The following is a 26,086-nucleotide window of genomic DNA, read 5'->3' on the forward strand; positions in this document are numbered from 1 at the left end:
TTCAAACGCAAAAAGGCGGGGGTTAACCCCGCCTTTTTGCGTTTGAAACAGGTGCGGCTTGCCGCACATTGGCCCGCCATTTTTACTGGCGTAGTCTGCGCTGCATTATGCCTGCGATGAAAAAAACTTTGTTCCAACGCTGCCGATAATGATCAGCGCGATAAAAAACAGCTGGGGCAGCGAAACCTTGTCGCCGAAAAACAGCGCCCCTCCCAGAACCACGCCCACAGTGCCAGCGCCCGTCCAGAGGGCATAGGTCATACCCGCCGGAAGCCCGCGCATGGCAAGTGCCAGCAGTCCCATATTGACGAAACTCAGCACGATGGGCACCGCCGCAGCCTGCCAGTTGCCCAGCGAAGAAGCCCACTTGAGGCTGAGCGCCCACAGGATTTCGGTAACTACGGCGAAACACAATGCAAACCATGCCATATCCAATACTCCTTTGTGTGGGCTCGGATAAAAAGGCACGGCCTGCGGAAACCCAAAAGAACAGAACAATGCATCAACGGAAGGGCGTAGAACTGCCATCTGTCCGCAAATGTGTCAACTGGCGAACACCGCCTCCCAAAATCAGAAGTAATCCGAAAAATACGGCTTGTCTGGCGGGATAAGCGTTTCCAGTGTTTTCAGCAGGTGATAGTCCATATCAATGCGATCGTTGTTGTAAAGGTAGGTAGGCCGCTTGTAGCCCATCAGCATGGTGGTGAGCGTCTTGATATCCAGCGAGAGACGGTGACCCGTGCTCCAGATGTTGACCTTTTCGCAGAACGTGCGGCCATCACGCCAGCTTACATGGAAGATGCCGTTGTTCCACGGGGCCATCACGTCGCTTACTTCAATCTCGAGGGTGAGCTTGGGGTCTTCAAACTGAAAGCTGTACTGCTCTATGAAGCGCTGCACGTCTACAATGCGGGCCATGGCATAGGGCTGGATGCTCTCGTCAATTTCGCTATCCTCAAACTGGAAGGCAATGGGCTCGCCTGTGTAGTTGGCGCCTTCCACCTTGGTAATCATGGAAAAATGGGCGCTTATGTAGTTCCAGATGCCGTACTTGGCTTCCTGGTTCAGGTAGACCATTTCTTTGATGCTGAAAACTTCGTTCTCTATGTAATAGATGACGTAGCCAAGGGGCTTGGCGTCGGCGCTGTAATACACCGCCGCCATAACGTCGTCCGAATCCCAGCGCCAGTATTCTTCCCATTCCAGATCGCCGCGAATGAGCGCGCCGTGTTCCTGCAGGGAAAAATACTTGTAAACCCTGTGCAGGTCTTCGCACTCTATGTCTACGCGCTCAATCTGCCCGTCCACGGGGTGACGCTTGGGCAGCTGGGTGTCCTTGATGGTAAAGGTCATCTTGTCCGATACAATTTCCCAGCCGTGCTTGCGGTACAGGGGAATGGAATAGGGACAGAGGTAAGAGATGATCTGCTGCTGCGAACGCATATACTCAAGGCTTTTACCAATGAGCGAATGGATAAGCCCGCGCCCGGTGTATTCGGGATAGGTGGCCACACCGGTAATACCGCCCATTTTGCATATCTCGCCCTGGATGTTCACTTCCATGGGGTAGATGACGATCTGTGAAGCCAGATGCCCCTTGTAGAACCAGCCCATCACGTGAGACGCCTCAAATATGGGCATCTTGGACTGCTTCATCTCCATGTCTGACCAGCCGATGCGGGCCATTTCAGAGGTACTGACCTGAAAGGCGTAGCGCAGCAGGGCCTCGAACTCCTCAAAATCTTCTTCGCCGAGCTGGCGCAGCTCAAAGGCTTCCGTGCCCACATCCTTTCCGGCGGGGGCCTCTCTATGTTGGGCGGCAGCGCCCTGCGCGGCTGACCCGCGCTCGCGTCGAGCTACCGGCACAAGGGGCGCGCCATTGTGCTCATCTGGTGGTACACCTGCGCCGTGAAAAGGACGCGGCTCTTGCAGACGCGGCCCGTCTAGCGGAGGAAGATGCTGCTGTTTATGAAGAATGCGCATGTAATGCCTTCTATATAGGTGTGAAAAACCGCTGTACAACGGGCGAACCGATTGCGCAAGAGGTTTCACTGGCCGCCCCAAAGGCAGCGAAAGAACAGATTTTCAGATATCCAGACCTGCGGACATGCGACGTTGCTTGAGCCCTTCATACACTGACTGGCTTACGCGCAAGCCTCCATAGCCCTGCCCAAGACGGATGGTGGGTTTGTTGGATCCGTGGTAGTCCGAACCGCCGGAAACACCAAGATCAAAGCGCTTGGCCAAAGCAAGGCAGGTGCGTATATCGGCCTCGGAATGTTCGCTGTGATAGGCTTCAATGGCGCTCAGGCCATAATCCTTGAGGCGCGCCACCATGGTGTCCAGCCAGCCGGCAGGGGCCCTCCACAGCAGGGGATGGGCAAGGCACACCGTTGCGCCCGCTGAAGCCAGCAGGCTTACGCTTTCTTCAGGCTCCAGCACGGTTTTGGGCAGATAGGCCTTGCCACGGCTGCCCAGAAATTCCCTGAAGACCTGTCGTACATCCTTGGCGAAACCCTTGCGCAGCAACACTTCGGCAATATGGGGCCTCCCCACGCTCTCGCCTCTGGCGGCGGCCAGCACTTCTTCCATGCTGATGTCGTACCCGAGATCCTGCAGTTTTTGCACAATACCCATGTTGCGCTCGGCGCGCTTCTCGCGCAGCCAGCAAAGCCGATCAAGCAGAGGTTGCGGGTTTTGTGGCAGCCACAGGCCAAGAATATGCAGTTCACCCAGCTCTGTGCCGGTGGATATCTCGCACCCGCGCACGACCTCAATGCCCAGATCCCGTCCGGCCTGCTGGCCTTCGTCCAGCCCAGAAAGCGTGTCATGATCGGTTATGGCCACGGCGGCAAGACCCGCTGCATGGGCTTTGGCCACGAGCTGCGCCGGAGAATCCGTGCCGTCAGAGGCAGAAGAATGCGTGTGCAGATCAATAAATTTCATACTCTCTTTCATGGGATAATTATCATACCGCAAAATGACAATATGGGGCAAGCCTTGAACTGGATGGCTCTTGGAGATAGAATACCTGCTCACGCTGAAAACAAGGATTTTTTATGCCAATGGAAACTACTGAACTGCTAAAGATTCTGGCCTGCCCCAAATGCCTTGGGAACCTTGTTGCGCTTGAAGACAACGGAACAGTGGCCGCCTTTGCCTGCAAGGCCTGTGGCGTTGCCTACCCCGTGCGCGACAACATCCCCATCATGCTGGTGGAAGAGTCCATTCCCCTTGCTGACTGGATCAGGGACCACCCTGCAGCCAAGGAAAAGGCCTGATGCGCCTGCTGGTTGCTTCTGACCTGCACGGCTCTGTGGAAAGCCTGCGCTTTCTGCTGGAGAGAGCGCGTCAGCTTGCTCCGGACGCGCTGGTACTGCTGGGCGATCTGGTGTACCACGGCCCGCGCAATCCCCTGCCTCAAGGCTACGATACACGCTCGGTGCTGCAAACCATGCCAGACCTCACCACCCTGCCCTGCCCGGTCATAGCCGTGCGCGGCAACTGTGATGCAGAGGTGGACCTTGGGTTGTTGCCCTTCGCAGTTACGGAGTCGACGTGGATTGAGGCCGATGGCCTGAACATTTTTGCCAGCCACGGGCATCACCTGCCCGAACGCCCCCCGTGCCCCGGCATCAAACCCGGCACGGTGCTGCTGCGCGGGCACACCCATGTGCCGCGCGGCGAAACCATTGACGGCCTGCACTTCTGGAATCCCGGTTCACTTTCTCTGCCCAAGGGGGGATCGCCCCGCACCTACGGCATGATCGAAAGTGGCGTTTTCACCGTGCTGGACATGCAGGGCGGCGAAATTTTGCGTCATGCACCCGCAGGGCTCTAGCCGGTAACTGTATGACAAATACCCATTCTTGCAGCGCGGCTGCAGATGCTCGCGCAGAGGCTTGTGCAGAGGGCAGCTCAACCACTGGCAAAGACTCCAGCGCGAGCATGCGTCCGCTGTTTCGGCTCTCCGCGGGTTACGAGCTTGTGCTGGCCTCGGGCTCGCCCCGCAGGCGGCAGTTTTTGAACGAATGGGGCATTCCCTTCCGCCTTGCTCTTGCCAGTACGGAAGAACCCCGTCCCATGCCCGGTGAATTGCCCGAGGCCTACACCCGGCGGGCAGCGGTTGCCAAGGCTCTGGCCGTGGGCCGGACCCTGCCGCCAAAAGCTTCCCAAAAGCCGGTTCTGCTTGCTGCGGATACCGTAGTGGCCATTGGCGGCGACATTCTTGGCAAGCCGGAAAACCCCGCCCATGCGCTGACCATGCTTGAACGCCTTAGCGGTGCAAGCCATGAGGTTATCAGCGCAGTATGCCTGCTGCTGCCCGCGCAGAGCGCAGGGCCTTTATCGGCCAGCACCCTGCCGGAGCTGCACGTTGAGGAGACTGTAGCGGGCTCATTTCGCATGCTGAGCTTCAGCGATGTGAGCCGCGTTGTTTTCCACCACTGGCCCCGCCCAGTGCTGCAAGCCTATGTGAACACAGGCGAACCCAGCGACAAGGCTGGCGCATACGCCATTCAGGGTCAGGGAGCCGTGCTGGTCGAGCGGGTGGAAGGCTCGTGGAGCACGGTGGTAGGGCTGCCCGTAACGCCGCTGGCCCAGGTTATGATCAGCCTGGGAATCATGCAGCCCTATGGGGCATAGATTCTGAGACTCGAAACCTTGTGAGGCCTGACCGGCAAAACGGTCAGGCCTCTTTATTTACAACCGCCCCTGTATTCCCCCAGCGCCTGGCATACTGCCTGCTTCCAGCAATGGCTCCGCGAGCCGTTTCCATAACAGGGCTTTCCTCCGTTCCCTTCCACTACCGGCTTGATGGATATCCTCACCTTTGGACATATGAACCGGTGCGAGGCTGCACACTGTTTCTCTCCACACGCTCCGGCAGGCGCAATTTTGCCTTTTGCCCTTTTTTTGCGCCGCTGCAGCCAGCCTCACAAAAAAAATTTGAAAAAATTAAAAAAATTTCAGACAGTCTTGTGATTTATTTCTTCAATTGGTATGGCGTTCCAATCCGCATGAATTGGTATCCTAGGTTGCCATTTGTGTCGTTTCGTGAAAAAATACACAACTATGACTGAAAGCCCAATCAATTTCGGCCCCTTGACGCCTCTCTAGAATCTCTTTATTGCTGTACCATGGAATTACTTCACCTCTAATATTTTATGTAACAAACAGGAGGGAGGATTTTATCATGTCCCAGGAAAGGATCACGACGCTCTTGAATGAGAACCGCAGCTATCTTCCACCTGAGCACGGCAAAACTTCTGCATGGGTATGTGGGCCAGAAGAATATAATGCTCTCTGCAGCCGCGCACTGGAAGACCCCAACGACTTTTGGGGTGCGCGAGCATCGCAGTTGATCCACTGGTTCAAACGCTGGGACAAAGTACTTGAAGCAGATGAGGTAAATCACAAGTACAAGTGGTTTACAGGCGGCGTACTTAACGCCTCCTTTAACTGCATTGACAGGCACCTCATCTCAGGGCGGCGCAACAAGGCCGCTCTCATCTGGCAGGGCGAAAAAGAAACCGACGTTCGCTGCTATACCTACCAGATGCTGTACACAGAAGTGTGTCGTGTGGCTCACGCGTTGAGCTCGCTGCGTATCCGCAAGGGCGACCATGTGGCGTTGTACATGCCCATGATTCCCGAGCTGTTTATTGCCATGCTGGCCTGCGCCCGTATTGGTGCCATCCACACGGCCATTTTCTCCGGCTATGCGGAAGGCGGCGTGCGCAGTCGCATACAGGGCTGCAAGGCGCGCGTTGTCATCACGGCCGATGCAGCCGTGCGCGGTGGCAAGTTCAAACCCCTCAAGGCCAACCTTGATCCCATCCTCGAAAAGTGCCCCTCTGTGGCGCACGTGGTTGTGGTCAAGCATGCCGGTATTGAGGGCGTCAACATGCAACGCAACCGCGACGTGTGGTGGCACGACCTTATCGACGACTTTACCCTGAACCCCGACTTTCCCTGCGAACCCATGGATGCCAATGACACGCTCTTTCTGCTGCACACCAGTGGCAGTACGGGCAAGCCTACGGGCGTCATGCACTCAACGGGCGGCTACCTGACCTACGCGGCGCACTCCACGCAGTGGTGCTTCGACATGCGTGACGACGACGTGTACTGGTGCACGGCTGACGCCGGGTGGATCACCGGCCACACCTATGGCGTATACGGTCCCCTTTCGCTTGGTGCCACAACGCTCATGTTTGAAGGCGTACCCACGTGGCCCTACCCTGACCGCTACTGGCGCATTGTGGAAAACTTCCGGGTCAACATATTCTACACCGCGCCCACGGTCATACGCTCGCTCATGCGCATGAACGAAGCCTGGACAGAACGCTACGACCTGCGCAGCCTGCGTATTCTGGGCAGCGTGGGCGAGCCCATCAACCCCGAGGCCTGGCACTGGTATCACAAAAACATCGGCGGCGGCGAACTGCCCATCGTGGATACATGGTGGCAGACCGAAACCGGCGGTGCCATGATTGCCCCCATGCCATACGCCACCAAGCTCAAGCCAGGTTCGGCCTCCAAGCCGCTGCCCGGCATTGACGCTGCGGTTATCGGCACGGCCTCGCGCGATGGCGACATAGCCGAGGCTGGCAGCAAGGCCGGTCACCTGGTCATCCGCCGCCCCTGGCCCGGCATGATGCAGGGCGTGTACAACGATGAAGAAAAGTACCAGTCCTACTTCTCGCGTTTCGGCTGCTACTCGTCGGGAGACGCGGCAGAAATTGACCAGGACGGATACTTCTGGATTCTGGGCCGCGTGGACGACTCCATCAACGTTTCGGGCCACCGCCTCTCCACGGCAGAAATTGAAGCCGTGCTGGCCGCCTGCCCCGAAGTGGGTGAAGCCGCTGTGGTTCCCATGCCGCATGCCCTCAAGGGCGAAGGCATCTATGCCTACGTTGTCACGCGCGACGAAGTGCCGTGGAGCGCCCAGCTGCGCGTAAAACTGCGCGACGCCGTGCGCCGCGACATTGGCGCGCTCGCCAGCCCGGAATTCATCCAGTTTGTGGACGCCATGCCCAAGACCACCTCGGGCAAGATCATACGCCGCATGCTGCGCAAGATCGCTGGCGACAGCTATGAAGACATCGGCGACACCACTTCGCTGGCCGAACCCGATGTGATTGGCAAGATCATCGAAGGCCACCGCAACCTTGTTGCTGGCAGACACGAAACGGAAGGCGCCCCGCAGGGCGAAGCCGCTGCCGCTAAGGAATAATCCTTCAGGGGTCTGGCTGCCCGGAGCGGCCTTGCCCCCTCACCGGGTCGTTCCCTCAACGACCCGGTAAAACAGCACACCCCCGCATTATTGTGCCAATGCGGGGGTGTGCTGCTGTAAAATGCAAAGTAAACAGTATGAACCATACAGGCTGGTTAAGGTCCTTGTTTTGGGGCGTCGGCAGATTCCGGCCTGCAGGCCTCGGGGCTGTCTGTCTCATCTTTTGCACAGGCCGTGCCTGCTGATTCGGCAGCACCCGTTCCCGCCACAGCACTCCACCTGCAAAGGGTGTCACGCATCCACGCCCACACAGCACGGCTCTCTTCTGGCATGCACACCGTGGCGAGGCACAGGGCAATAATCAACAGGGCAAGGGCAGCCAGAACAAGGGCCAAAGCCTGAACCGCCAGGGCAAAGGCCGCAACCCCGGCAAAAGCAATCAATGCCCACTTGCCAGCAAAAAATCCACCACGCGTGCAGGCAGCCCGCACCTTGGCAACAATATCCATCATACAGCCTTGCGCCGCACCCACACATGGCGGCCAGCCATAACCGCCCAGACAAGGCCCGCCAGTATGTGCAGGGGTTTTGGCCCGGAAAGTCCCGCGGCCAGACACACGCCAGCTGCGCCCATCATGGCCCGTACCTCGAGCTTGCGGCGCGATATGCCCAGCATGTTGCGTTTGTCGCCCTGCCCGCACGCTGCGGGACGTGGAGCGGCAGAGGCACTGGCGGCATCGCCGCTGCGCCATTTTTCGCATCTGCGGGCGCGGGCTGCAACGCGTCTTTCAGCCGCGACCTCGGCCTTGGGCCGGGCCAGCACCGGCACGCTGGCTTCAAGGCGTGCGCATATGCCAGCCACGTCCGCACCCGGCTGCAAAAGCAGCAACAGCGATTCCGCGCCGGCGCGCACTTCGTCTACGGCAGATTCCTTGCCAAGGACACTCTGCGCCGCCGCACGAATGGCAACCTCGCCAAGCGCGGGATGACGCAGGCGTGCCCGTCCTTCCATGGAGTGCACTACATAGGCTGGAAGCATGGTCTCTCCTTGTGGCAAAATCACGTATGTGCAATCAATCAAATTTGAAAATGACTTTCTTTTCTCTTGACACAGAACCGCATTGAAGGCAAGGTGGTTTTACGAAAATTGGCAACAGGCACCAACCTGACCAGATATTTCCAGACGGTTGAAGACCGTTGAACAAATTTCCACCAGCCTTAAACAGAGAGAGTGCACGCATGAGCCAGATTGTCAATCTGCGTCAGATGCAAGTAGGTCAGCAAGGCAAGATTGCCGCAGTGGAAGCATTGGGTGAAATGAACCGTCGTATCCGCGACATGGGCCTTATTCCCGGCACTACGGTTTCCATTGTGGGCCGTGCCCCCCTTAAGGATCCGGTTGCCCTGCGCCTTTCGGGCGTTACCATCTCCCTGCGCAACAGCGAAGCCGACTTCATTAAAGTTGACCTCTCTGGCGCTTCCAGCTAGCGTTTTTTAAGCTTCCCCATTTTCAACAATCTGTCAGTCATTTCGTCCGGCCACCCCTGCGTGGCCGGACGATTCCTGAGCTATTATCCAGATTCGGCCAAGCCGCATCTGCTCGGCTATTTGAATCTGAACACACACGAACAAGGAGATGTAACATGAACGAAGGCATGAAGTGTGGATTGTGGTTTCTGGGTGGGGTTGCCCTGGGCGTGCTTGGCGCCGTGGCCGTGAGCAAGGGCAAGCTTGATTTCAAGCCCCTGGCCACCGATCTGCTGAGCCGTGGCATGGACGTGAAAGACGCACTGCTGAGCAAGGTTGAATCCATCAAGGAAGATGTGGAAGACCTCACTGCCGAAGCCCGTCTTGCCGCCGAAAAACGCAAGACCGCCAGCGAAACCTCCGAGGCCTAATTTTGAAGGTTCTGCGCCGTGCCTGCCACGGCGCACCCTGCTGCGCATGCCGCTCGTCTGCGGGCGGCACGCGCCACCAACTTTTGCAACAGCCGTAAGTACACGTTCGGGACAGTGCGGCCAAGGCCGCTTCGCTTCAAGGAGCACGCATGCGTTTTTTTATTGTTCATGAGTTGCGTGGCATCACAACGCCAGATTCAGGTAGAATGCGCGTCCGCTCGTCCTGCAGCCTTGGCGGCGGACGGGCAGAAGCACTTGCCGGAGCCCTGGCATCTCTTGAAGGCATCACCGACGTGCGCGCCAATACCCTGGTTGGCAGTCTGCTTATTTTTTACGACAGCGAAGAAAGCCGGGTTACAGCTCTCACCCTGTTGCTTGGCGCGGCCGATGCCAACGGCCAGTTTGGGCAGTCAGACCTGCCAGCTGAAACCGGGCATGCGCCCGGCAACGGCCTTATGCCTCTGGTGCGCTATATTTTTGTACGCCCTTTCCTGCCGCTGGCCCTGCGCGTCATAAACAGCGTTGTGGGCGCGCTGCCCTATATTTTCAAAGGTCTTGGGGCGCTGCTGCGCGGCACGCTGAGCGTTGATGTGCTCGACGCCGCAGCCATTGGCGCTTCGCTGCTTATGGGTGATTTCCGCACGGTCAGCATGCTCACCCTGCTGCTGGGCCTGGGCGAAACCCTTGAAGACTGGACTCGTCGCCGCTCAATGGCATCACTCACCGAGAGCCTTGCCCTTAACGTGGAAAACGTATGGCTGCTCGTCGACGGCACGGAAATTTCCGTACCGCTGGCCCAGGTGCGCGAGGGCGACCTTGTGGTTGTGCACGCCGGGGGCTCCATACCCGTGGACGGCCAGGTTGTGGAAGGCTGCGGTCTGGTCAACCAGTCGTCCATGACGGGTGAACCGCTGGGCGTACACCGCGCCGAAGGCGCATCTGTCTATGCTGGCACCGCGCTTGAAGAAGGCAGGCTGGTCATACGCGCCCGCCACGTTGGCGACGGCACTCGGCTGAGACAGGTTGTTAAGTTTATTGAAGAATCAGAATCGCTCAAGGCAGGGGTGCAGGGCAAATTTGAAAAACTGGCCGACATGGCCGTGCCCTTTACCTTTGGCCTTGCCGGGCTTGTGTGGCTGATTACCCGCGACTTTCGCCGGGCATCATCGGTGCTGCTGGTCGATTACTCGTGCGCACTCAAGCTGGCCACCCCGCTTGCGGTGCTGGCATCCATGCGCGAAGGCGCGCGCCACGGTATCGCCATCAAGGGTGGCCGCTATCTTGAGGCCCTCAGCGAGGCCGACACCCTGGTATTTGACAAGACCGGCACACTCACACAGGCCAGTCCCAAGGTGGTCGAGGTTGTACCGGCCCAGGGTTTTGAACGCGACGAAGTGCTGCGCGTCATGGCCTGCCTTGAGGAACACTTTCCCCATCCTGTGGCGCGGGCCGTTGTGCGCAAGGCGGAAGAAGAAGGCCTGCAACATGCCGAAGAACACGCCCATGTGGAATATGTGGTAGCGCACGGCGTGGCCTCGACCCTGCACGGCAAAAAAATGCGAGTGGGCAGCCGCCACTACATCGAACACGATGAAGGCGTTGACCTGTCGCCTTTGGCGGATGTCATTGCCGAACAGGCATCCCTTGGCCGCTCGCTGCTTTTCATGAGCGAAGACGGCGTGGCTGCTGGCCTTGTGGCCATCGAAGACCCCCTGCGCCCCGAGGCCGCCCGCGTGGTTGAAACCATGCGCGCACTCGGTATGCGTCGGGTGCTCATGCTCACCGGCGACGACGAACGCACTGCCCGCGCCGTGGCCGCGCAGGTGGGCATAACGGAATTTCGCGCTCAGGTGCTGCCCACAGACAAGGCCCGCATTGTGCAGGAACTGGCCGCAGAAGGCTGCAAGGTGCTGATGGTGGGCGACGGCATCAACGACGCCCCCGCCCTTTCAGCTGCCCATGTGGGCGTAGCCATGAGCGATGGCACTGATCTCGCCCGTGAGGTCGCCAACGTGCTGCTGACCCACCCAAGCCTTGAGGGCCTCATAAATGCCCGCATGCTGGGCAACCATACACTCAAGCGCATCCACGGCAATTTTGTGGCGACCATGACGCTAAACACCCTCTTTTTGATGGGCGGCCTGTTCATGGTGCTTGGCCCCGGCGTCTCGGCCCTGCTGCACAATGTCACGACACTGGGTGTGGCACTCAATGCCATGCGCCCCCACCTGCCAGCAAGCCTGCCCGGCGAGGAGCTTCATTATGAGCGCCATCCATCTGCTTAAATATGTGCGAAGCTTTGTGGACGGCAGGGTACGTATACGCCACCCCGCCCTGCGGAACGAAGGAGTGTTGCGACTGGCACGCGAAAAAATGGGCGCAATCGAGGGTGTGCAGTCTGTTGAAGGCAACAGCTTGAGCGGCTCCATACTGATCACCTACGACTGCAAGACAATACCACGCGAACGGCTCTTTGCCGTGGGCGAAGCCTGGGCACGCTATCTCGATGCCGTCAACAAGGGCAAAGACAGCCCAGTTCCCCATTTCTGAAAAAAACAATCCCCGTCCGGCATCACCGGGCGGGGATTGTGGCATTCCTGGGGGTAGCAGCCCTCATATGTGATTTGCCCTTCTAGGCAACTCCCTTTTTCACCAGCCATTCCTCAAATTTTGCCAGATGCACGGCAAAGGTTTTACGCCCAAAACCCATACGGAAGTAAGGTTCATTGATACCGTAGACCGATCCGGGCAACAGCAGCACCCCGGCCTCATGGGCCGCCCTTTCGCAAAAATCGCCCATGGATTCGCTCACCCGCATGCGCGGAAAGCCAATGGGTCCGGCCTGAGGCCGGTTGTAAGTAAAGAGGTGCTTGTGGCGCGCAAAAAACGCGTCTGCGGTTTGCAGATTTTCTGCAATGATTCTGCTATTTTTTTCCAGCAGTTCCGGTCCGTGCCGCAGGGCTACGATGGCCAAAGCCTCTGAAGGTGTAGCCCCGCAGATACTCAGGTAATTTTTGTAACGGGCAATGCCCTCCATGAGTTCCGCATCACGGCAGGCCAGCCAGCCCACCCGCAGCCCCGGCAGGCCGTATGCCTTGCTGAGCACTCCAAGCGAAATACCGCGTTCGTAGGTATCGGCAATCCAGGGCGCAACTTCGGCGGTTTCGCCTTTGTCATTCCAGCCCAGCCCCCGGTACACCTCGTCGCAAAAAATCCAAGCGCCGCTTTTGCGGGCCAGGGCGCACAGCGTATCTGTCTGCGCCTTGTCCAGCGTAAAGCCAGTGGGGTTGTGCGGGGTGTTAAGTACAATGGCCCTGGTGTCGGGCCGCACAAGTGCGGCCAGTTCGTCCATGTCGGCCTGCCAGCCCGCTTCTGTCTGCCTGAGATGCCAGAAGTCTACCTGGCAACCCAGGCTGCGGGCCACTTCGTACAGAGACTGGTATGCCGGAAACATGCACACCACATGGTCGCCCGGTTCAAGCAGGGTGTTCATGCAGGCAAAAATGCCTTCTTGCGCGCCCGTGAACATCAGCACGTTTTCTTCCGCCATGCCGGTGTACAGGCTGGCCACGGCACACCGAAGATCTGGCCTGCCGTTGTTTTCTCCGTATCCGAGGCTGGTATTCAAAAAATCGAGCTGCGCTGCGGCGGGGTCGGGCTCGAGACGCAAAAGAGCGTCGATGCTCATGGCCTCGCAATCTGACTGGGCGAGCAGGTAGGGGGTGGAAAATTCGTACCTGCCAAAAAAGACTTCAAGCTCAAATGCCGGAACACGCATGGTCTGCCCCATTTATGCCAGACACGCCTGCCGATGGGGCCGGACCTGCCAGTTTATTCAAGACTTGCGGAATATACACAGTAGCGCCTTTTACCAAGACGTTTTGCCTCATACATGGCCACATCACCTTGTCGCACAAGGTCATCGCGCGCTAGGCCCGGCTGCTCTGCCAGCGTGATGCCAATACTGGCCGAAAGTCCGGCAAAGGCCTCGTGGGTGTCAAATGCTTCGCCCATGGCGACCAGAAGTTCATCGGCGCAGTTGCGCAAAAGAGCCTTGGAGCACGACTCGGGAAAAAAGGCCGCAAATTCATCGCCGCCCAGGCGCGCGATCACCGCGCCGCGCAGGTGTTTCCGCAATATCTGGGCCGCAAGGATCAGGGCCTTGTCGCCAGCATGGTGGCCAAATTTATCGTTAACATGCTTGAAGTTATCCAGATCAATATAGGCCAGCCCCGCGCCAGCAGCCAGAGTGGCCGGAATGTTCTTGAAAAAATAGTGGCGGTTGAAAAGCCCCGTGAGGTCGTCCGTGTTGGCACGCTGCTTCAGGCGTCGCTCAATCTGCCGCTGTCGGGTCACATCACGGTAAATGCAGATCATGCCTATAACATTTTCAAAAATATCAAAAATATCGTTTTCGTACATATCAATGTACTTTTCGTGACCGTCTACGGCAGAGCGCATGACCACATGCCTGCCGTTGCGGGAAAAACCCAGGCGTTCCACAGCGCGCTGACGCAGAACATCGCGCGACTCACCAGCGATGTAGTCTGTGGGGCCAATGCCAAAGAGTTTTTTGAACCGATCGTTGAAATTGACGATATGTTTGTTTGAGTCAAGAATCATGACCGCATACGGAATGCTTTGCAGCACAAGATCAAGCTCTGCCGTCATGTTTGCAAGGTCTGTCACATCATGGGCAATGCCCACGGTTCCCATGATGCTGCCGTCTGCATTGAAGAGCGGCGCCTTGCGGGTTTTGAACTGGCGCATTCCCTGCGGGGCCTTGACCACCTCGTCAAACACGCCCGGCTCGCCAGAATTCATGACAATCTGGTCTGTTTCAAGACAGACAAACTCGCCCTGCGCGTATTCTTCCGGCTCAAGATCCCAGATAAAATAGTGGCCGCGCCCCTCCACAAGCTGACGGCTTTTTCCCACAAGTCGGCAAAAAGCCTCGTTCACCTTGATATGTGAACCCTTGGCGTCCTTGACCCATACAAGGTCGCTGGTAAGGTTTATGATCGTTTCAAAGTGCTGGATGGTGAGTTCGTGCTCTCTGTGCTGCCGCACTGCATCGAGCAGTAGCGCCACGTGGAAGTCGTAACGGCTGGCGCTGGCTGATACAGGCCAGATATGATCAAGCAGAGACAGCAGTTCTGCTGTCGGCTCCCCTGCCCCGTCATCCACAAGAATAAACAGCGCTCCGCTTTTTGCGGCTTTGCGCATGGCAGGCAACTGTGCAAGAGCTGCCCCATCAAGCAGCACGATGTCGGCCTCAGCCGGGTTGGGCAAGGCCGTCGCGTCCTGCCCGCATGTGGATTCGCAGGCGGTGGTTATGGTGTGGGTAAAGCCGGGATGTGCGCTGGCGCGACGCAATGAGGACTCAAGCAATGCATCAGTACAGTGCAGCAAAATGTGCAACGTGTGGTGATACATGACTGACCTCGCGAGTGTTTCATCTAGGGAACGTTTATCCTTCACCATTTATGCACAAAGTGCAATGGGCAAACAAAAAACTTACGACCTTATGAGGCTGTACGCATTCTGTCCCTTGCTACACGCCGCCGGTTCTTGCGCCAAAGATTGAAACGGCGGCTCATACGGTCAAGGCACAGGTAGACAACGGGCGTTGTGTAGAGGGTCAGCAGCTGGCTTACCAACAGTCCGCCCACAATGGTAACGCCAAGGGGCTGGCGGATCTCTGCGCCGTCGCCATGCCCCAGCGCCAGCGGCACCGCGCCCAGAATGGCCGCAGCCGTGGTCATCATGATGGGCCTGAAACGCAGCAGACAGGCTTCATAAATGGCCTTGTCCGGCGGCAGATTGCGGGTGCGCGCGGCCTCCAGGGCAAAATCTATCATCATGATGGCGTTCTTTTTAACAATGCCGCACAAAAGCAGCACACCAATAAGAGCGATGACGCTGAACTCCATGCCGCAGGCCATCAGGGCCAGCAAGGCTCCACCGCCAGCGGAAGGCAGTGTTGAAAGAATCGTAAGCGGATGGATAAGGCTTTCGTAAAGCATGCCCAGCACGATATACAGGGCGGCCAGGGCGGCCAGTACCAGCACCACCTGATTGCCCGCCGTATCACTGAACATCTTGGCCGTGCCCTGAAAGCCGCTCACCACGGTAGAGGGCATGCCCAGCTCGGCCTTGATGGTCGCCAGCGCCTCCTGCGCCTGGGAAAGAGAGGCCCCCTGTGCGAGGTTGAACGAAATGGTCACGGCGGCAAACTGCCCCTGGTGCGCTACCGAAAGGGGCGCAAAGGCGGGCACCACAGTGGCGACGCTGAGCAGTGGCACAAGGCCGTTTTTGCCGGGCAGGCGCACCTTCTCAAGCGCATCGGCCCCGGACAGCCAGTCTGGCCCGTATTCAAGTACCACATGGTACTGGTTTTTATCCTGATAGATGGTCGAGGCCTGGCTTTGCCCAAAGGCATTGCCCAAGGCGGCATCCACGTCCTTCATGGTCAGGCCGTAGCGGGCCAGAGCGTCGCGGTCTACCTTCACCATGGTTTCAAGGCCACGCTCTTCAATATCGCTGTCCACATCCTTGAACAGGTGGTTGGCGGCCACTGCCCTTTGCAGTTTGCGGCCCCACGAGCGCAGATCGTCCAGGTTGTCCGCCTGCAGTGTGTACTGGTACTGCGAGCGAGCGCCGCGCCCGCCCATCATGATATCCTGCGCTGGCTGCAAAAAAATCTGCATGCCCGGTTCCGCGGCCAGCCTGCCGCGCAACCGCGCAATAACACCCATGGCGTCTATTTTGCGTTCTGAAAGGGGCTTAAGGGCGATAAAAACACCGCCGCCACCACCGCGCCCGCTGTTGATATTGCCCGATACGTGCTGCACGGCCGGGTCGGTCTTGATGACATCAATCAGCTTGCGCAGCTTTGCCTGCGAAGCCTGAAACGAGGAGCTCTGGTCGGTGCGGATGCCGCCCATGATGACGCCCGTATCCTGCTGCGGGAAAAATCCTTTTGGCACAACAACATACATCCACACATTGGCGGCAATCACCACCAGCAACGAGCAGATGGTCAGACGCGGGTGGCGTAGCACCACGGGCAAGGTGGCCGCATAACCGCGCTGCATGCCAGAGAGCAGCCGCCCCCAAAAATCTCCCACCCGGGCCAGCGCCCGCCACCACAAGCCAGCAAGCCCACCCGCACCCAAGCGGGCGGCCTGCACTGCGGCGGCATCTTCATGCGCCATGGGGCGCAAGAGCACAGCGCTCATCATGGGGGTGGTTGTGAGCGAAACCACCATGGAAACCAGCACCGCCGTGGTGAGCACTACAGAAAACTCACGGAACAGCCGCCCCACCAGCCCGCCCATGAAAAGAATAGGCGTAAACACTGCCACCAGTGAAATGGAAATGGAAACCACGGTAAAGCCCACTTCGCGTGCGCCGCGCAGGGCGGCACGCATGGGGGTTTCGCCCATTTCAAGGCGACGCACGATATTTTCCAGCACCACGATGGCGTCGTCCACCACAAAACCGGTGGAAACCGTAAGTGCCATGAGCGAAAGGTTATCGAGGCTGTAACCGCACAGATACATGACGCCAAAAGTTGCCAGCAACGACACGGGGGCAGCAACAGCAGGGATGGCCGTGGCCCTGCCGTTGCGCAGAAACAGAAAGGTCACCAGCACCACCAGCGCCATGGAAAGCGCCAAGCTTTTTTCTACCTCACGCAGAGAAGCGCGGATTGTCAGTGAGCGGTCGAGCCTCTGGCCCAGATCAGCGCTTTCGGGCAGCCACGAGCGCAACTGTGGCAGCATTTCCTTAACCTGATCGACCGTTTCAATAATATTGGCCCCCGGCGAGCGAAACACGATCAGCAGCACTGCAGGTTTGCCGTCTGAAACAGCCATGGCGCGCACGTCTTCCGGCCCGTCAATGATCTCTGCCACATCAGAAAGGCGTATGACCTTGTCTGCCCTGCGGGCAACAATAAGCGACCTGTAGTCGTCTGCCTTGCGCAACTGGTCGCTTGCGCCGATCAGCCAGTACTGCCCGCCATTGTCCACCTGCCCCTTGGGCATGAAGGCATTGGCAGCGGCCAGAGCCGTGCGCACGTCGCTCATGGTCAGGCCCGCCCTGTTGAGGGCGTCGGGTATCACGTCCACGCGCACTGCGGGCAGCGCGCCGCCGCCCACAATAACTTCGCCCACGCCCGGCAGCTGCGAAATTTTTTGCGCCAGCACGGTAGAGGCCGCATCGTACAACTGGGTGCGGGTCAGTACGTCTGACGTGATCGCCAGAATCATGATAGGCGCGCCCGCCGGATTTACCTTTCGGTAGGTGGGGTTGGAGGGCATGGTGGGCAGATTTGAGCGGGCAGCGTTGATGGACGACTGCACGTCTCTGGCAGCGCCGTCGATATTGCGGTCAAGATCGAACTGCAGCACCACTTCCGTGCTGGAAAGCGAGCTGGTGGATGTCATCTCCGACACGCCAGCGATGCGCCCAAGCGAGCGCTCCAGCGGCGTTGCAACGGTGGCGGCCATGGTTTCCGGCCCTGCGCCGGGCAGCTTTGCACGCACCACCACCACCGGAAAGTCCACCTGCGGCAAAGGGGCCACGGGCAAAAGTCCAAAAGCCACAATGCCCGCAAGGGCAAGGGCGAGGGTCAGCAAGGTTGTGGCCACGGGCCTGCGGATGAAGGGGGCTGAAAGACTGGCGGGCAAAACCTGTGGCCCAAAGCGGTGCTTTCGGCCAGCCTCTCGCAGCGCCCGAAGGCGGTTGGTCACAGAGGGCTTGCCCCCGGCACCGAGGTTTGGCGCATTCACCTCGCCCTGCGGCCCATTATTCGCAGCCGGAACAGACGCTTCGGCATTTTCCCGGTCGCGGTTCATGGCCGGGCCTCTTCCGCCGGGGCATTGGCCCCATGTTCTTGGGCCTGCGGAGCCTTGCGCCCCTTGAAACGGGTACTCACGCGGTCAAACCACAGATAGATGACTGGCGTGGTGAACAGCGTGAGCGCCTGGCTAAAAATGAGCCCGCCCACCATGGTAACGCCCAGGGGCCGCCGCAGCTCGGCACCCATGCCCCAGCCGATCATAAGGGGCAAGGCGCCAAGCAGGGCTGCCATGGTGGTCATGAGAATGGGCCGCAGCCGCAGCAGACAGGCCTGCCGTATGGCAGCCAGCGGCTCCTTGCCCTCGTTGCGTTCTGCATCCAGCGCAAAGTCGATCATCATGATGGCATTCTTTTTAACAATGCCGATGAGCAGGATAATGCCGATAATGCCCACCACTCCAAGATCCATGTCTGCCAGCATGAGCGCCAGCAGAGCTCCCACACCAGCCGACGGCAGCGTGGAAAGAATGGTCACGGGGTGGATATAACTTTCGTACAGCACGCCCAGCACGATATACATGGTGATGATGGCCGCCAGAATGAGCCATATCTGGTTATCTGTGGATGTGGTAAAAGCCTTGGCCGCACCCTGCAGCTGGGTACGCAGGGCCGCAGGCAGCTTGAGCTCCGCCTCAGTTTCCTTGAGGGCCTTGACCGCAGCGCCCAGTGAGGAACCGCGCGCCACGTTGAAGGATATGGTCGCCACAGGAAACTGCCCCTGCCGCGCAACGGAAAGACGCACGGGACGCTCCTCGAGAGTGGCAAGACTTGTGAGCGGCACAGGCTTGCCATCGCCGCCGGACACATAGATATTTTCCAAGGACTGCGGGCCAAGCCGAAAACGGGGAGCTGTTTCCAGCACAACTTTATATTGGTTGGTCTGGGTAAAAATGGTTGAGATGAGCCGCTGCCCCAGCGCATCATACAGGGCGTTGTCGATGGCCGACATGCTTATGCCAAGGCGACCCGCCGCATCGCGGTTGATGTTGAGCCAGGCCATGCGCCCCGGATTCTGGTAGTCGCTGGTGACCATTTCAAGTTCTGGCCGTTGCGCCAGCCCGTTCACGATACGCGGAACCCACTCATCCAGCTGGTCCCTGTTCAGCGCCTCCACCGTAAACTGGTACTGGGTGCGCGAAATGCGGTCTTCGATGGTCAGATCCTGCACGGGCTGTAAATACAGAATCATGCCCGGCAATGTGCCAGCTTTTTCCATGATGCGGCGGGCAATGGCCGGGGCGCGCGCATCGCGGTCTTCCAGCGGTTTCAGCTCCACAGAAAGACGCGACGTGCCCATGCTCTGATTTATACCGTCCACGCCCACAAAAAACACCACGCTCTCCACTGCCGGATCTTGCAGAATAATATCTGCCAACTGGCGCTGTCGCCCTGCCATTGCCTCAAAGGACGTATCCTGCGGAGCCTCGGCAATCCCCTGAATGACGCCCGTATCCTGCACGGGAAAAAAGCCCTTGGGCACAACAATGTACAGCAGCACCGTCAGCACCAGCGTGCCGGCAGCCACGGCCAGCGTCAGACTCTGGTGGTGCAGCACCCAGTCGAGCTTTTCTTCGTACCAGGCCAGCAGGCGGACAAAAAACCTGCCGTTTTCATGTTGCCCTGAGTGGTTGGCGGCATGCCGGTCGGCCTGATTTTCGGGTCGCAGCATGACAGCGCACAGCATGGGCGTAAGCGTGAGCGAGATAACCGCAGAAATAAGAATGGTCACAGCCAGCGTGACCGCAAATTCGCGGAACAGCCGCCCCACCACATCGCCCATGAACAGCAGCGGAATAAGCACCGCCACCAACGAAATGGTGAGAGAAATAATGGTAAAGCCTATCTGCCCTGCACCTGTCAGCGCCGCCTGCACGGGCTTTTGCCCCTGCTCCAGATAGCGCGATATGTTTTCAATAACCACAATGGCGTCGTCCACCACAAAACCGGTGGCGATGACCAGCGCCATGAGCGTGAGGTTGTTGAGCGAATACCCGGCCAGATGCATGACGCCCAGCGTGCCCACCAGCGAAAGGGGAACCGCCAGCGCGGGAATGATGGTGGCCCTTGCATTGCGCAAAAACAGCCAGATAACCCAGATAACCAGCGCCACGGCCAGCAGCAGCTCAAGCTGCACATCGTGCACTGTGGCGCGGATGGTGGTGGTGCGGTCTGTCACCACCCGTACGTCCACGTTGCCGGGCAGGGTCTGCTTGAGCACAGGCAAAAGCTGCGTAACACGGTCGGCTACGCCAATGACATTGGCCCCGGGCTGTCGCTGCACGGAAAGCACGATGGCAGGCTGAAAGCCCATGCCCTCACCCGCCACATAGGCGGCAAGACGGGCGTTTTCCGCCCCTTCCACCACATCGGCCACATCACGCAACCGCAAAGGACCGCCATCCTTGTAGCCGATAATGGCCTCGGCATAGGCATCGGCAGAGGCCAGCTGGTCGTTGGAATCAATGGTGCTGGCCCGTTCCGGCCCGTCAAAACTGCCCTTGGCATCGTTAACATTGGCCTTGGCAATGGCGGTGCGCACATCGGCCAGGGTAAAGCCCGCGTTGGCCAGAGCCTTGGGGTTCACCTGCACACGCACGGCCGGGCGCTGCCCGCCCGAAAGCGTCACAAGGCCCACGCCGGGCAGCTGCGAAATCTTTTGCGCCATGCGCGTGTCCACCAGGTCTTCCAGCCGCGTGAGGGGCATGGCGTCGCTGGTGACGGCAAGAGTAATGACCGGCGGGTCGGCTGGGTTGACCTTGTTGTAAATAGGAGGTGACGGCAAATCGCTGGGCAGCAGGTTGTTGGCGGCGTTGATGGCTGCCTGCACCTCCTGTTCCGCCACGTCCAGCGCAAGGGCCAGGTCAAACTGCAGGGTCACCACCGAGGCTCCGGCAGATGAAAGCGAACTCATCTGCACAAGGCCGGGCATGAGGCCAAACTGCCGCTCAAGGGGGGCGGTGATAACCGAGGCCATCACGTCTGGTGAAGCGCCGGGGTACAGCGTCTGCACCTGAATGGTGGGATAGTCTATCTGCGGCAGGGCCGCCACCGGCAGGTAGCGATAGCCCAGCAGCCCTGAAAGAAACAGGGCTACCATAAGCAGCGAAGTGGCGATGGGGCGCAGAATAAATATACGGGAAAGATTCATAGGGCAGGTGCTCCCCCTACTGGCAGGGGTGTATGGAACGGATACCCCGCAACGGTCCGGCGGTTATTCAGCAACCTGGGCCCTGGGGGTTTCAGTGGTGGCGGCAATTTTTACGGCAATGCCGTCGCGCAGACGGTCGAGCCCGTCAACAACAACCTGCTCGCCGGGCTCAAGGCCCTTTTCCACAACGGTCAGCGTATTGCTGGTGATGCCGGGGGTAATGGAACGCACGGTTACCGCGTCCTGCCCCTTGTCGTTCTTGGCGGCTACATACACATAAGCCCCGCGTGAGCCCAGCTGTACGGCAGATGTGGGCACGGTGACGACATTCTGGAGCACACGCACCTGCAGACGGGCGTTCACAAACTGGTTGGGATACAGGGTTCCGGCAGTATTGGGAAAACGCGCCTTGAGCTTTACCGTGCCGGTGGAAAGGTCGATCTGGTTGTCCAGCGAAAGCAGACCGCCCACATCAAGCTGGTGCTTCTGCTCACGGTCCCAGGCCTGAACTGGCAGGGGCTGACGGTCCACGTCGTCTTCATGGGCGCGCAGGGCCTGCACCACTAGAGGAACCTGACTTTCCGGCAGGGTAAATACCACGTCACAGGGACTTACCTCGGTAATGCGCACAATGCCCGAAGTGTCCGAGGATTTGATCATGTTGCCTTCATCCACATTACGCAACCCAAGGCGACCAGAAACAGGCGCTGTTATGCGGCTGTAGCTGAGCTGCAGTGCGGCTGAATCCACAGCCGCCTTGTCTGCCTCAACCGTGCCTTCGTACTGCCGCACAAGGGCGCGCTGGGTTTCAAACTGCTGGGTGGCAATGTAGTTTCCCTGCGCCAGCGTGGCGTAACGCGCCAGATCCTTGCGCGCATTGTCCAGCTGGGCCTGATCCTTGGCCAGCGTGCCACGCGCCTGATCAAGGGCAGCCTTGAATGGCCGGGGATCAATCTCTGCCAGCAGGTCGCCAGCCTTGACCCGCTGCCCTTCCTGAAAGTGCAGACGCTGCAACTGGCCGTCCACGCGGCTGGTCACAAGCACATCGCTTGAGGGCAGCACCGTGCCCAACCCACTAAGAAAATGCGGCACATTCTGGGCAAGAGCGGGGGCAACACGCACTGGGGGGGCTTCCATGTTCATGCCCTTGCGGGCCTGACCACCGGCAAAAAACAGCCGCCAGCACACAAAGGCCGCCAGCACAATCAGCAAGGGCAAAAGATAGCGCCGCTTGCCGGAAAAAAATCCAGAGGCAGAGGCCACGCCCTGCCGAAGTTTTAAATCAGACATTATATGTCAACTCCCTGAGATATCGGAGTAAATATCACTCGAAACACGGCTTCGCCGCCTGCCGGCTCTGAAATCAGCTCAAGCTGCCAGCCAAGCCGCTCGCAAGCCCTGAGAGCCAGCGAAAGCCCAAGGCCCGCGCCGCTGCCTGCGCTGTGCGCGCACCGCACCCCCCGGGCAAAAACATCAATACCCGATGGGATATGCCCGCTGTTGCGAACCTGCAGTTCTCCTGCGCAGAGCGTAACAGAGGCGCGCCCATTTTCTGTGTACTGGCATGCATTGTCCAGAAGATTGTTAAAAACAATGCCCACCAGTTCTTTCTGCCCACGGGCCACCACGCCAGCAGCAATGCTGGCATGCAATAATACGGGCTTGCGCTGTTCCGGACCTTTGCCGCGTATGCTGCCCACCCCGCCAGAAGTGGGCTGGCCCAAGTCTGATGTACCAGAATTTGCCTTGTCGGCAAGGCAAAGTACGCCGTCGCCCGACATTTCGGCAACGATACTCCACAGCAGGGCGCTGCAGTCAAGGTCGTGAAACTCGATTTCCTCGGGGCGGCGGGCCAGCATCAGAAGGGTGCGCACTGTATTGGACATACGGCCAGTGGTGCGCATGAGCCGCTGAACCACCGGAGCCAGATTTTCGGTATGGGGCAAATGTTGCAACTGCACTTCCAGAATCTCAAGGCCCCCCTGCATTACCGTGAGCGGCGTGCGCAGTTCGTGGCTCACATCGCCCGTAAAATTGCTCTCGCGCTGCACAAAGCGGCGCAGTGCTTCCTCACGCGCGGCGATGGCCCGCGCCAGCACCCCCACCTCGTCATCGAGACTGGTAAGCGGTATGGGCGGCTCACTCTCGCCCGGCTGCGAACCGCCTTGCAGATACCCCGCTGAGCGGCTTTCCACAGCGGCGGTAAGCTTGCTTAAAGGCCCTGTGAGCCTGCGGCTCAGCACCACGGCAAGTATCACGGCGAGCCCAAGGCCACTGACGGCGCAAAGCAGCAAGATGCGGTTAAGCCGCTGCTTTAGAGCCAGAAAGGCACCTGTGCCCCCGTTGAGCACGTAGATGACTCCATCTCTGCGCTCAATGAGAATAAATTCTTCCATGCGGTTGATGAAGTGCAGACCGTCGGGCATGTTGTGCCATTCTGGCGGAACCTGCTTGCCCACAAGAAAGCGCCAGTGCATGACCACAGCAAGGTCTTCGCCATAATACAGGTTGCCACCGCCGTTGTCTTCGGCCTCCCAGGCGCGCTTTTCGGCTTCTATAAAGGCGTCCATCACTGGTCTGGCGTGCCAGCCCACAAGATATGTTCCCAACGAATCGAAAGACAGCCGCCCCACAATACCCAGGGCTGCGCTCATGAGCAGGGCCAGAAACACAAAAGCCGCCAGCAAACGTCGGCGGATACTGGCCCTGCGGCGCGTGGCGTCATGGGCATATGGTGGGGGCGTGTTGGGCCTTGGCATCAGTCGGCATCTCCTGGCTCGGTGCTCAGGCGATAGCCCACATGCGGAACAGTGTGCAGCAGAGGCAAGGCAAAGGGCTTGTCGAGCTCGCGGCGCAGTTCGTGGATATGCGTGCGCAGGGCGCTGCCTTCCGGCGGGTCTTCACCCCACAGGGAGTGCTCCAGATCTTCGCGTCGCACAAGCCCGGGCGCAACGCGAATCAGCTCGTCAAGAATCCTGAAACCCGTGGGGCTCAACCGCAGGCGGCGGCCCTGACGCTCGGCCCAGTGCTCGCTGGCGTTGAATGTCAGATCCGCATACGTCCATACCGCTCCGCTTGAGGCAGCGTTGGTTGACGACATGCGCCCACGGCGCAGCAGTGCGCGTACTCTGGCCTCCAGTTCCTTGAGCGCAAAAGGCTTGATCAGGTAATCGTCTGCCCCTGCTTCCAGCCCCTGAACCCTGTCGGCCACGGCATCTCTCGCTGTAAGCATTATGACGGGCGTATGGCGCTGATGTTCATCGCGCAATTTGCGGCACAGGCTTATGCCGTCAAGACCGGGAAGCATCACATCAAGAACAATACAGTCAAAGTGCTGCTCAAGGGCCATAGCCAGCCCGGTTTTACCGTTTCTGGCACAGTCGAGCTCGTAGCCCAGCGGCTCAAGAAAGCCGTAGAGGTTGGCGAGGATGTCCTCGTTGTCCTCTACCAGCAAGAGGGCGATGGGCATTGGCTAGCGCCTCACCGGGGCTGGCTTTTGCGGGGTGTTGGCAATCTCGGGCATGTCCTTGGCTGTGATGGGTCCAATAATGGTGATGGAATCTACCTCAACCTCATTGGGCCGCTTGCGGTTCCAGTCTACGTGCCCTTGCAAGCGCACCTTATCCTTGGGGGTGACAGTAAGCTGATCAAAAATCTTGTTGTCGATCTCCACCACCACCTGACCGCTGTGGTCCTCGAACTGGTAGCGGTGTTTACGCCTTGGCAGTTTTTCTACCAGATGCCCCTCAAGCACGCAGGGGGCATCGTCCTGGGCACCCAGCACGTCCACGGCCCTAGTCACGGTGGCCGCAACCCCGGGGCCCTCAAAGCCCGCAGCCCTAGCAGGCTGCGCTGTCAAAAAGGCCAGGCTGAGGGCCAGGCACAAAAACAAGGTGTATAGAGTGGGGCGCACTGTATGCATGCTGTTCTCCAAAAGGACGGGCTGCGCCGCCGGGTGGGGGAATATGGTGTGGCGGGAATGGGGCTGGCGGTTGGGTGAGGAACAAAAAACTTTCCGGTGTCCGCGCACTGTGGCGCAGCCTGCGGACACCGGAAATAGTGGCAATATGTGCAACCGGAGCGGCTACTGCTGCATTTCAGCCTTGCGCACGGCCATCACGCCTTCCTTGCCAGCCTTGACCACCATAACGCCGGTCAGGTGAACCTTGCTCTGCGCTTCGATGTGGGCGGCGGCAGCAGCTTTTTTGCTCAGGGCCACGGTCATGCGGCCGGTGCCGTCTTCAAAGACGTAGCGGTTCTTCTTGCCCTGCACGGGTTCGACGATGGTGCCGGTGACGGACACGGGGGTCTTGTTGGCAGAAGCCAGAGCCTTGGCTACCGTATCCACAGGGGCGACTTTTGTCACGCTCTTGGCCTTGCGGGTGGTGGTGGGGGTAGCGGGGGCATCGGCGGTGCCAGCGGCGTAAGCAGGAGCGGCAAGCATCAGGGACATGAGCATGATAAGCAGATAACGCATATTTCCTCCAGAAACGTGCTTTAAAAATTGCAGCGCGTCACATGTCGCGTGCGGACTTACATTGCAAACACTGGTGTCAACGAAGCGTTAAGAACTGCCCAACCGATAAAATTTATTTCCTGGCTGTCTGCGGATGCGGTTTCACTCTTGTGCAGAGGCAGTCCTTGTTATGCCAAGGCAAAGCTGCTATACTATACAATATGAAAGAACTTGATCCACATACAATCCGCCCCTGCCTTGCCTGCGGTGGAACAAATGTTCATCTGGAGTCCATGCTTCCACCTGGCCGCAAACAGGAAGTGTGGCGCGTTGTCTGCTCTTGCGGGCAAACCTCACAGCAGTGGTCTGTTTCGCAGGGTGCAGCCATCCGCGCCTGGAACCGCAACCTTGCCAGCGAGCATGATCTGGACAAGACCATCGCACCCAGCGCCATTTCCAAGGGCTAAACACCCCAA

General features: G+C 58.9%; 24 protein-coding genes. 10 read left to right on the forward strand and 14 right to left on the reverse strand.

Annotated features, from left to right (window positions below; genetic code table 11):
• Positions 1-105: 105 nt before the first annotated feature.
• The 3 genes from F8N36_RS02425 to F8N36_RS02435 all read right to left on the reverse strand — a co-directional run bounded on the left by F8N36_RS02425 (position 106) and on the right by F8N36_RS02435 (position 2,946).
• Positions 106-429 carry a multidrug efflux SMR transporter gene (locus F8N36_RS02425; protein WP_291331145.1) on the reverse strand — a complete coding sequence of 108 codons (324 nt, stop codon included), beginning with the start codon at positions 427-429 and terminating at the stop codon, positions 106-108.
• Positions 430-570: 141 nt separating this feature from the next.
• Positions 571-1,983, reverse strand: a complete 1,413-nt coding sequence (locus F8N36_RS02430; RefSeq protein WP_291331146.1) for a GNAT family N-acetyltransferase — start codon at positions 1,981-1,983, stop codon at positions 571-573.
• Positions 1,984-2,085: 102 nt separating this feature from the next.
• Positions 2,086-2,946 carry a PHP domain-containing protein gene (locus tag F8N36_RS02435; RefSeq protein WP_291331147.1) on the reverse strand — a complete coding sequence of 287 codons (861 nt, stop codon included), beginning with the start codon at positions 2,944-2,946 and terminating at the stop codon, positions 2,086-2,088.
• Between the two features lie 113 nt (positions 2,947-3,059).
• Here F8N36_RS02435 and F8N36_RS02440 point away from each other — a divergent pair, with 113 nt between their 5' ends.
• The 5 genes from F8N36_RS02440 to acs all read left to right on the forward strand — a co-directional run bounded on the left by F8N36_RS02440 (position 3,060) and on the right by acs (position 7,240).
• Positions 3,060-3,281, forward strand: coding sequence for a Trm112 family protein (locus tag F8N36_RS02440; protein WP_291331148.1), 222 nt, complete (start codon positions 3,060-3,062; stop codon positions 3,279-3,281).
• A complete protein-coding gene (gene yfcE / locus F8N36_RS02445; protein ID WP_291331149.1) occupies positions 3,281-3,841 on the forward strand; it encodes a phosphodiesterase in 561 nt (186 codons plus the stop codon). Before F8N36_RS02440 ends, yfcE begins: the two co-directional genes overlap by 1 nt.
• Positions 3,842-3,948: 107 nt before the next feature.
• Complete coding sequence (locus tag F8N36_RS02450) at positions 3,949-4,644, forward strand: Maf family nucleotide pyrophosphatase (protein WP_291331150.1); 696 nt, start codon at positions 3,949-3,951, stop codon at positions 4,642-4,644.
• 110 nt (positions 4,645-4,754) lie between these two features.
• Positions 4,755-5,081 carry a hypothetical protein gene (locus tag F8N36_RS02455; RefSeq protein WP_291331151.1) on the forward strand — a complete coding sequence of 109 codons (327 nt, stop codon included), beginning with the start codon at positions 4,755-4,757 and terminating at the stop codon, positions 5,079-5,081.
• A 113-nt stretch (positions 5,082-5,194) separates the two neighbouring features.
• Positions 5,195-7,240, forward strand: coding sequence for an acetate--CoA ligase (gene acs, locus F8N36_RS02460; RefSeq protein WP_291331152.1), 2,046 nt, complete (start codon positions 5,195-5,197; stop codon positions 7,238-7,240).
• 155 nt (positions 7,241-7,395) lie between these two features.
• On the opposite strand, the gene F8N36_RS02465 is transcribed toward acs, so the two are convergent.
• Together F8N36_RS02465 and F8N36_RS02470 are read right to left on the reverse strand one after the other, a co-directional pair.
• On the reverse strand, positions 7,396-7,752 hold the full coding sequence (locus F8N36_RS02465; RefSeq protein WP_291331153.1) for a hypothetical protein: 357 nt from the start codon (positions 7,750-7,752) through the stop codon (positions 7,396-7,398).
• Positions 7,749-8,279, reverse strand: a complete 531-nt coding sequence (locus F8N36_RS02470) for a hypothetical protein (protein ID WP_291331154.1) — start codon at positions 8,277-8,279, stop codon at positions 7,749-7,751. The genes F8N36_RS02465 and F8N36_RS02470 overlap by 4 nt, the downstream gene beginning before the upstream one ends.
• Positions 8,280-8,479: 200 nt before the next feature.
• Between F8N36_RS02470 and F8N36_RS02475 the strand changes: the two genes are divergently transcribed.
• The 4 genes from F8N36_RS02475 to F8N36_RS02490 all read left to right on the forward strand — a co-directional run bounded on the left by F8N36_RS02475 (position 8,480) and on the right by F8N36_RS02490 (position 11,688).
• Positions 8,480-8,728 carry a FeoA family protein gene (locus tag F8N36_RS02475; protein ID WP_022658134.1) on the forward strand — a complete coding sequence of 83 codons (249 nt, stop codon included), beginning with the start codon at positions 8,480-8,482 and terminating at the stop codon, positions 8,726-8,728.
• Positions 8,729-8,883: 155 nt separating this feature from the next.
• On the forward strand, positions 8,884-9,138 hold the full coding sequence (locus F8N36_RS02480; protein ID WP_291331155.1) for a hypothetical protein: 255 nt from the start codon (positions 8,884-8,886) through the stop codon (positions 9,136-9,138).
• 149 nt (positions 9,139-9,287) lie between these two features.
• Positions 9,288-11,423, forward strand: coding sequence for a heavy metal translocating P-type ATPase (locus tag F8N36_RS02485; RefSeq protein ID WP_291331156.1), 2,136 nt, complete (start codon positions 9,288-9,290; stop codon positions 11,421-11,423).
• Positions 11,401-11,688 (forward strand): HMA2 domain-containing protein, encoded by a 288-nt coding sequence (locus tag F8N36_RS02490; protein ID WP_291331157.1) that lies wholly within the window; start codon positions 11,401-11,403, stop codon positions 11,686-11,688. The genes F8N36_RS02485 and F8N36_RS02490 overlap by 23 nt, the downstream gene beginning before the upstream one ends.
• Positions 11,689-11,770: 82 nt before the next feature.
• On the opposite strand, the gene F8N36_RS02495 is transcribed toward F8N36_RS02490, so the two are convergent.
• The 9 genes from F8N36_RS02495 to F8N36_RS02535 all read right to left on the reverse strand — a co-directional run bounded on the left by F8N36_RS02495 (position 11,771) and on the right by F8N36_RS02535 (position 25,631).
• A complete protein-coding gene (locus F8N36_RS02495) occupies positions 11,771-12,916 on the reverse strand; it encodes an aminotransferase class I/II-fold pyridoxal phosphate-dependent enzyme (protein WP_291331158.1) in 1,146 nt (381 codons plus the stop codon).
• 53 nt (positions 12,917-12,969) lie between these two features.
• Positions 12,970-14,622, reverse strand: coding sequence for a diguanylate cyclase (locus F8N36_RS02500; RefSeq protein ID WP_291331159.1), 1,653 nt, complete (start codon positions 14,620-14,622; stop codon positions 12,970-12,972).
• 41 nt (positions 14,623-14,663) lie between these two features.
• A complete protein-coding gene (locus F8N36_RS02505) occupies positions 14,664-18,002 on the reverse strand; it encodes an efflux RND transporter permease subunit (RefSeq protein WP_291331160.1) in 3,339 nt (1,112 codons plus the stop codon).
• Complete coding sequence (locus tag F8N36_RS02510; protein ID WP_291331161.1) at positions 17,999-21,154, reverse strand: MdtB/MuxB family multidrug efflux RND transporter permease subunit; 3,156 nt, start codon at positions 21,152-21,154, stop codon at positions 17,999-18,001. The genes F8N36_RS02505 and F8N36_RS02510 overlap by 4 nt, the downstream gene beginning before the upstream one ends.
• 63 nt (positions 21,155-21,217) lie before the next feature.
• On the reverse strand, positions 21,218-22,444 hold the full coding sequence (locus F8N36_RS02515; protein WP_291331162.1) for an MdtA/MuxA family multidrug efflux RND transporter periplasmic adaptor subunit: 1,227 nt from the start codon (positions 22,442-22,444) through the stop codon (positions 21,218-21,220).
• A complete protein-coding gene (locus F8N36_RS02520; protein ID WP_291331163.1) occupies positions 22,444-23,913 on the reverse strand; it encodes a HAMP domain-containing sensor histidine kinase in 1,470 nt (489 codons plus the stop codon). Before F8N36_RS02520 ends, F8N36_RS02515 begins: the two co-directional genes overlap by 1 nt.
• Positions 23,913-24,617, reverse strand: coding sequence for a response regulator transcription factor (locus tag F8N36_RS02525; RefSeq protein ID WP_366247027.1), 705 nt, complete (start codon positions 24,615-24,617; stop codon positions 23,913-23,915). The genes F8N36_RS02520 and F8N36_RS02525 overlap by 1 nt, the downstream gene beginning before the upstream one ends.
• Before the next feature lie 9 nt (positions 24,618-24,626).
• Entirely contained in the window at positions 24,627-25,076 is a 450-nt protein-coding gene (locus tag F8N36_RS02530) for a NirD/YgiW/YdeI family stress tolerance protein (protein ID WP_291331165.1), read from the reverse strand.
• Between the two features lie 162 nt (positions 25,077-25,238).
• Positions 25,239-25,631: a NirD/YgiW/YdeI family stress tolerance protein gene (locus tag F8N36_RS02535; RefSeq protein ID WP_291331166.1), complete on the reverse strand. Its 393-nt coding sequence runs from the start codon at positions 25,629-25,631 to the stop codon at positions 25,239-25,241.
• A gap of 200 nt (positions 25,632-25,831) precedes the next feature.
• Between F8N36_RS02535 and F8N36_RS02540 the strand changes: the two genes are divergently transcribed.
• Positions 25,832-26,077 carry a hypothetical protein gene (locus F8N36_RS02540; RefSeq protein ID WP_291331167.1) on the forward strand — a complete coding sequence of 82 codons (246 nt, stop codon included), beginning with the start codon at positions 25,832-25,834 and terminating at the stop codon, positions 26,075-26,077.
• Positions 26,078-26,086: the final 9 nt, after the last annotated feature.

The organism is Desulfovibrio sp., from assembly GCF_009712225.1.
In the GTDB taxonomy this organism is placed as follows: domain Bacteria; phylum Desulfobacterota; class Desulfovibrionia; order Desulfovibrionales; family Desulfovibrionaceae; genus Desulfovibrio.

Coding starts and splice junctions, on each gene's coding strand:
- acs (WP_291331152.1), top strand. CDS start 5,195: ATGTCCCAGGAAAGGATCACGACGCTCTTGAATGAGAACCGCAGCTAT.
- F8N36_RS02440 (WP_291331148.1), top strand. CDS start 3,060: ATGCCAATGGAAACTACTGAACTGCTAAAGATTCTGGCCTGCCCCAAA.
- F8N36_RS02430 (WP_291331146.1), bottom strand. CDS start 1,983: ATGCGCATTCTTCATAAACAGCAGCATCTTCCTCCGCTAGACGGGCCG.
- F8N36_RS02490 (WP_291331157.1), top strand. CDS start 11,401: ATGAGCGCCATCCATCTGCTTAAATATGTGCGAAGCTTTGTGGACGGC.
- F8N36_RS02480 (WP_291331155.1), top strand. CDS start 8,884: ATGAACGAAGGCATGAAGTGTGGATTGTGGTTTCTGGGTGGGGTTGCC.
- F8N36_RS02530 (WP_291331165.1), bottom strand. CDS start 25,076: ATGCATACAGTGCGCCCCACTCTATACACCTTGTTTTTGTGCCTGGCC.
- F8N36_RS02535 (WP_291331166.1), bottom strand. CDS start 25,631: ATGCGTTATCTGCTTATCATGCTCATGTCCCTGATGCTTGCCGCTCCT.
- F8N36_RS02540 (WP_291331167.1), top strand. CDS start 25,832: ATGAAAGAACTTGATCCACATACAATCCGCCCCTGCCTTGCCTGCGGT.
- F8N36_RS02505 (WP_291331160.1), bottom strand. CDS start 18,002: ATGAACCGCGACCGGGAAAATGCCGAAGCGTCTGTTCCGGCTGCGAAT.
- F8N36_RS02515 (WP_291331162.1), bottom strand. CDS start 22,444: ATGTCTGATTTAAAACTTCGGCAGGGCGTGGCCTCTGCCTCTGGATTT.
- F8N36_RS02465 (WP_291331153.1), bottom strand. CDS start 7,752: ATGATGGATATTGTTGCCAAGGTGCGGGCTGCCTGCACGCGTGGTGGA.
- F8N36_RS02495 (WP_291331158.1), bottom strand. CDS start 12,916: ATGCGTGTTCCGGCATTTGAGCTTGAAGTCTTTTTTGGCAGGTACGAA.
- F8N36_RS02510 (WP_291331161.1), bottom strand. CDS start 21,154: ATGAATCTTTCCCGTATATTTATTCTGCGCCCCATCGCCACTTCGCTG.
- yfcE (WP_291331149.1), top strand. CDS start 3,281: ATGCGCCTGCTGGTTGCTTCTGACCTGCACGGCTCTGTGGAAAGCCTG.
- F8N36_RS02450 (WP_291331150.1), top strand. CDS start 3,949: ATGCGTCCGCTGTTTCGGCTCTCCGCGGGTTACGAGCTTGTGCTGGCC.
- F8N36_RS02475 (WP_022658134.1), top strand. CDS start 8,480: ATGAGCCAGATTGTCAATCTGCGTCAGATGCAAGTAGGTCAGCAAGGC.
- F8N36_RS02500 (WP_291331159.1), bottom strand. CDS start 14,622: ATGGTGAAGGATAAACGTTCCCTAGATGAAACACTCGCGAGGTCAGTC.
- F8N36_RS02470 (WP_291331154.1), bottom strand. CDS start 8,279: ATGCTTCCAGCCTATGTAGTGCACTCCATGGAAGGACGGGCACGCCTG.
- F8N36_RS02520 (WP_291331163.1), bottom strand. CDS start 23,913: ATGCCAAGGCCCAACACGCCCCCACCATATGCCCATGACGCCACGCGC.
- F8N36_RS02435 (WP_291331147.1), bottom strand. CDS start 2,946: ATGAAATTTATTGATCTGCACACGCATTCTTCTGCCTCTGACGGCACG.
- F8N36_RS02455 (WP_291331151.1), top strand. CDS start 4,755: ATGGCTCCGCGAGCCGTTTCCATAACAGGGCTTTCCTCCGTTCCCTTC.
- F8N36_RS02425 (WP_291331145.1), bottom strand. CDS start 429: ATGGCATGGTTTGCATTGTGTTTCGCCGTAGTTACCGAAATCCTGTGG.
- F8N36_RS02485 (WP_291331156.1), top strand. CDS start 9,288: ATGCGTTTTTTTATTGTTCATGAGTTGCGTGGCATCACAACGCCAGAT.